Source organism: Frankia sp. CeTa3Moorea (genome assembly GCF_978021225.1).
The window spans coordinates 1-5663 of the sequence record NZ_CDXDOR010000041.1; the positions used below are offsets into that span (position 1 = coordinate 1).

Consider the following 5663-nt stretch of genomic DNA (forward strand, 5'->3'; position numbering starts at 1 on the left):
GCCCGGAGGGCCAGGGCCGGCCGGACCGCTCCAGGGCTTCGGACTCCAACACCCGGTACGGCAACGCCGGGTACGGCGGATCGCCGCGTGCGGGCGATGCGGGATCCGGTAGTTCCTCCAGCTCCTCTTCCTCCTCCTCGGCTTCCTCGTTCGACCGCCGCCCGGGTGGGGCTCGGCGTCCGGAGGGGACCGGCGGTGGGCGTGCCCCGGCGGCTGGCGGTGAGCGCTTCTCCCGAGCCGACGGCCCGCGCGGTGACCGGGGCGCGAACGGCCCGCGCGGTGACCGGGGCGCGAACGGCCCGCGCGGTGACCGGGGCGCGAACGGAGCCTCCGCCCGCAACCGGGGTGCCGCCGAGGCAGCTTGGCGCGAGCGTCGAGGTCGGCCGGGCGCGGAGGAGACCGGTCGGTCCGGAAGGCCGACTAGCCGTCCCGACCACGGCAGACCGGGGCGCGACTCCTCGGTATCCCATCGGCCCGGGCAGGCCCGGGCCAGCAGCGACGGCCCGCACCCCCGGCACGACGGCCCTGAACGGCCGACTCACGGCAGAGTCTGGCGTTCCGATGGCGACCGTCCCGCGGGTACGCGCTCGGCCGGCCTGCGGCCCGGCGGCGATCGAGGCCGGAAGTCCCGGGAGTCCCGGGAGACGCGGGAGTCCCGGGACACCAGCGGTGGAGGGGCCCGCCGCGACGGCTCCGCTCGCGCCGAGCACCGCGGCCGGCCGTTCACCGAGGCTTCCAGGCCCGGGGGCGGCGGCCCCCGCGGCGGCCGTCCGACCGGGCCGGGCCGGCCCGACAGAACTGACCGGGCTGGCCGGACAGATCAGACTGAGCAGGGCAGCCGGCGGGCCCGGGTGCCGGCTCCGCCACTTCCCGACGAGGCCCGCGCGGACCTGCTGGACCACGACGTGCGCCGCTCCCTTCGGGGCCTGCCGTCGTCGCTCGCCGACACGATCGCCCGCCATCTCGTCGCAACCGCCCTGCTGCTCGACGACGATCCCGCCCGCGCGCTTGCCCACGCCCGCGCCGCCGCCGATCGAGTGCCACGCCTGCCCGCGGTGCGCGAGGCGGTCGGTATCGCGGCTTACCACGCGGGGGAGTACGCGACGGCCCTGGTGGAACTTCGGGCCGCTCGTCGGATGGACGGTTCCGCGCACAACCTGCCGCTGATGGCGGACAGCGAACGGGGGCTGGGCCGGCCGGAGCGTACCGTCGCCTACCTGCGGGATCCGCAGATCGACCAGCTTGATCCGGCCGCTCGGGCGGAGATGCTCATCGTCGTCTCCGGGGCCCGCCGGGACCTCGGTCAGCCGGAGGCCGCCGTCGTGTTGCTGCGGGATCTGGCCACGGCCAAGATGCCGCCCGCGCCGTGGACCGCCCGTCTCTGGTACGCCTATGCCGAGGCGCTGCTTGCCGCCGGTCGTCCCGAGGAGGCCGCACGCTGGTTCACCTCCACGGCGGCGATCGACGAAGGAGAGACTGACGCCGACGCCCGCGCGTATCTGATCATGACTGGTCGGCCTCTCCCCGAGGAGAACGAGGAGGCTGCGCGGGACGGCGCGGATCTCCTGCTCTCCGATCGGGCCGATCCCGGCGCGGACGCCGGGACCGAGGCGAATACCGAAGCGAATGTCGATCAGGACGTTACCGGCCATGATTTTACTGATCATGGTGACGCCCCTGGCCCCGGCCTCGAGACCGAGGGGACGAAGACCGAGGGGTAGGACCGTCCGGCCGAGGGCCACTCCGCCCGCGGTATCCGTAGGTCTGCGGGGAGGTGGGTCCGCGGTGGAGACGGACAGTACCTACGCCGGTCATGCGTACGCCGGTCAGTCGTCGAGTGGACGCAGCACGAGTCCGGTGCGCGGCTTTGGGGTGAACAACGTCGACTTGCGCGGCATCCGCTCGCCGGCCTCGGCGACGGCCGCCACATCGGCGATCGGGGTGGGGTTGAGCAGCAGCGCGGTACCTCCCGCCGCAGCCGCCGCGGCGATCGCGGCCGGCGCGTCGTGGTGGTAGTCGACCACGCCCACCGTGTCCGTCAACCCCCAGACGTCCACGATCAACGCAAGATGAGTGACGGTGACGTCGAGTCCACGGAAGGCCGCCGACCGTTCGGGGGGCAGGCTACGCGCGAGCAGGTCGGGGTCGGGCTCGGTGAGCAGGTAGGCCGCGGTGCCGTTGGTGACCACGAATGCGTGCCCGCCCTGCCCGGCCTTGGCCAGCTCCTCCACCAGCGCGTCCGAGTCCGCGCCTGCCGGCCCCACGCCACCGGCATCCCCGGCAGCGGTACCGCCCTCGCCGGGCCCGGCGAGCTGACGCACGGTGAACACCTCGGCGGCCCGCCGCACTGCCTCGGCGAGCCCGAGACCACGCACCACCCGGTGGATGGCGTGCACCTGGGGCCCCGAGACGGTCGCGTCGACGAGGAAGGCCAGACCGAAGTCCCAGGGACCCGAACCATCCCCGGCGGCGTGCCGTTCCGCCTGGTACTGGCGGTAGGTGGCGTACCGATGGTGGCCGTCTGCGATCATCGCGCGCCGGGGCAGTAGGTCCGCGGCGATGGCGGTGAGGACCGCCGGATCGTCGATGGCCCAGAGCCGGTGCGTCACCCCGTCGCCCGTGGACGTCTCCACCAGCGGCGTCGTGGCGACCACCATCGAGACCACCCGGCTGGTCTCGCCGCCGCCGGCGTAGAGCAGGAAGATCGGTTCCAGGTTCGCGCGGGTCGCGCGGGTCAGCGCCAACCGGTCTGAGACCGGGCCCGCCATGGTGTTCTCATGCGGGAGGATGATCCCCGCATCCGGATCGGTCAGCGCGACCGCCCCGATCAGCCCGCGCTGGGCATGGCCGGCCTGCTCCTCCTCGTAGACGTAGACGGAGGCCTTCTCGTCGCGACGCAGCACCCCGCTGTCCAGCCATGCCCGCAGCGTGCGGGCGGCCCCGTCGTAGTCCTCCCCGGGGAGGATGAGCCGTACCACGTTGTGCTCGTCGCGCGCCTGGAGTTCCGCCCGCTCGGCGTCGTCGATGACGTCGTAGGGCGGGGAGGTCAGCGGGGCGAGGTCCGGCCCGGAGGACGGAAATCGTGCGGCCCGGAACGGGGCGAGCACGAGACCCGCCGGGGCGGGAACGGGACGATCGGCGTCAACCATGAGCCGCATCGTAGGGCCCCGAGAGCGCGGACCCGGTGTGACCCGGGAGTGCCCTCGCCACTGACCGCCCGTGTTCCGGCCGGCCCAACCGGGCGAGAGGAACATTTCACCACCTTTACGTAGTGCGAGCGTGCCATCGGAGCGGCGGGACGGTGGACAGCGCACACCTGATCGTTATGGGGATCTCGAGGTACGTCGGGTGGCTTTGCGGCGACACTGGAGCTGCGGACCTCGAGGATGTGCCTGGTGCCTGCGGTGGCGGAGCCGGACGGAGTGATTCCGGATCCGGAGGTGTTCCTCGGGTGAGAGGCGGTGATGCGCACCGAGGGCGCCACGGTGCGGCGGAGCCCGGCGCGAGGCCCGTGCCCGGTGCTCAGGATTGGCGAGGCGGCAGATGATCATCCGTGTAGTGGAGGTGAAGATGTCCGAGGAGACCGGCCCTCCGGGGGATGTACCGGACGAGATGCCCGGTGGGCTGCCCGCCCGCGGACGACGTGATAGATCCAGCTCGGTGCCGTCCGAGGTGACGTCCTGGGGGGATGACGGTGCGGACCGGTCCCGGCCGGGACCGGCGGGTGAGGTCTACGACTGGTACACCCGGGGGATGGCGCTGCTCGGCCACGGGGACGCCAATGCCGCGGTGCAGCTGCTGGCCCACGCCGTCGCGGCCGAACCCGCCTCGCCGAGCGTGCGGGAGGCGCTGGCCCGGGCGCAGTTCACCGCCGGTCAGTACGGCGCGGCCCGGGAGACCTTCGCCTGGATCGTGGATCGGCATCCCACCGACGACTACGCCCAGTTCGGCCTCGGGTTGTCCGCCCGCAAGATCGGTGATCTTCGGGTAGCCGTGGAGCATCTGGCGCTGGCCGTGGCGATGCGTCCCGACATCCGACACTACGATGTCGCGCTGCGTGGCGCCCGCGCGGCGTTGGCCCGAGCGTGACCCGGCCGGCCGCCGTGCCCGCGGACGAGACCACGTCAGTCAGCTCTTCGTCAGTCAGCCCTTCCGCGGTCTCCTCCGCTTCGTCGTCCTCCGTGTTTTCTGGTTTCTCCGTGCCTTCCGGCGGCTTCCCCGGGCCGTTGCGTGGGACGGACCGGCCGCTGGCCGATCTGTTCGACGTCGCCCTGATGGATCTTGACGGTGTCGTCAACCGTGGGGGCGCCGCCGTGCCGCACGCGGCGGACACCATCGCCGCCGCGGGCCGCCGGGGGATGCGCACGGTGTACGTCACGAACAACGCACTGCGCCCGCCGGCCGAGGTCGCCGCCCGCCTGCGCGGCTTCGGCGTGCCGGCGCAAACCGAGGACGTCGTCACCTCGGCGCAGGCAGCGGCGCACGTCCTGGCTGAACGGCTGGGCACCGGATCTCGGGTGCTCATTACCGGAGGGCGGGGACTTCGACAGGCGGTGACGGAGGAGGGCCTGGTCCCGGTGGACTCGGCCGAGGACGATCCGGCGGCGGTGGTCCAGGGGTTCGACCCAGATCTCACCTATGCCCGCCTCGCCGAGGCGGCCTATGCCATCCGGGCCGGAGCACTGTGGATCGCCAGCAACGCCGATCGCACCGTGCCGACCGAGCGGGGCGTCGCGCCCGGCAACGGATCCGTCATCGCCTTCCTGCGGGCCGCCACGGACCGCGAGCCGGTGGTGACCGGCAAGCCCGAGTTGGCGATGCACCGTGAGTCGATGCGGCGCAGCGGAGCCCGGACACCCCTCATCGTCGGTGACCGGCTCGACACCGACATCGAGGCCGGTCACCGGACGTCGACGCCGACCCTGCTCGTCTTCACCGGGGTGACGACCCCCGGGGACCTGCTCGCCGCTCCCGCTCCGCACCGTCCCAACTTCGTCGCCGCGGACCTGCGCGGGCTGCTCCGGGCGGCGCCACCGGTGAAGGCCGTCCCGGAGCTGGGGAACCACGCCTATCGTTGCGGCGCCTGGAGCAGCCGGGTCGAGGAGGGGACGCTGCACTGGTCGGGTGAGAGCCACTGGTCGGGTGAGAGCCACGGGCCGGGCGATGACGCGTCGGGTGGCGATCGTTCGGGTAGCGGGCATTCCGGTGGGAATGCGTCAGACTGGGATGTGCCGGGCGACGACACGTGGAACGGGGACGGCACCGACGGGCTGGACGGGCTGCGGGCCGCCTGCGCCACAGTCTGGTCCGCCCTGGACAGCGGCGTCGCCGTCCACACGATCGTGGCGCGACGCCCGCCGGGCTGCGAGGACCTGATGGCTCCGGAGCCCCGGGCGCTGGAGCCCGTGGCGCCCGCCTGAGTCCCGGCGCCCGCCTGAGTCCCGGTGCCTTGGAGCATCGTCGGCGAACAGGCGCATCGTCACAGCAGCGAGCGGACCCGCAGCAGATCCCGCACGCTCGCGTCCACCTTCAGCCGTCCACTGACCCAGGCGGTCATCGCGGGAAGCCTTCCCTCGGCGACCGCCACCAGGTCGTCGCTGTCCAGCGTCAGGATGATCTGGGCGTCGTCGCGGGTGCCCTCGCCGATGTGCCGCAGGCAGCCG

General features: G+C 73.1%; 5 protein-coding genes. 3 read left to right on the plus strand and 2 right to left on the minus strand.

Annotated features, from left to right (window positions below):
- Positions 1 to 851: 851 nt before the first annotated feature.
- Entirely contained in the window at positions 852 to 1721 is an 870-nt protein-coding gene (locus AC08OV_RS09890) for a tetratricopeptide repeat protein (RefSeq protein ID WP_476613299.1), read from the plus strand.
- A gap of 105 nt (positions 1722 to 1826) precedes the next feature.
- On the opposite strand, the gene AC08OV_RS09895 is transcribed toward AC08OV_RS09890, so the two are convergent.
- Positions 1827 to 3158 (minus strand): DUF1015 family protein, encoded by a 1332-nt coding sequence (locus AC08OV_RS09895; RefSeq protein ID WP_476613298.1) that lies wholly within the window; start codon positions 3156 to 3158, stop codon positions 1827 to 1829.
- 385 nt (positions 3159 to 3543) lie between these two features.
- On the opposite strand from AC08OV_RS09895, the gene AC08OV_RS09900 reads away from it, so the two are divergent.
- Positions 3544 to 4089: a tetratricopeptide repeat protein gene (locus tag AC08OV_RS09900; protein ID WP_462189093.1), complete on the plus strand. Its 546-nt coding sequence runs from the start codon at positions 3544 to 3546 to the stop codon at positions 4087 to 4089.
- A 110-nt stretch (positions 4090 to 4199) separates the two neighbouring features.
- Entirely contained in the window at positions 4200 to 5420 is a 1221-nt protein-coding gene (locus AC08OV_RS09905; RefSeq protein ID WP_476613296.1) for an HAD-IIA family hydrolase, read from the plus strand.
- A 59-nt stretch (positions 5421 to 5479) separates the two neighbouring features.
- Here AC08OV_RS09905 and AC08OV_RS09910 read toward each other — a convergent pair.
- On the minus strand, positions 5480 to 5663 hold a 184-nt coding region (locus tag AC08OV_RS09910; protein ID WP_476619581.1), incomplete at its 5' end, for an SCP2 sterol-binding domain-containing protein.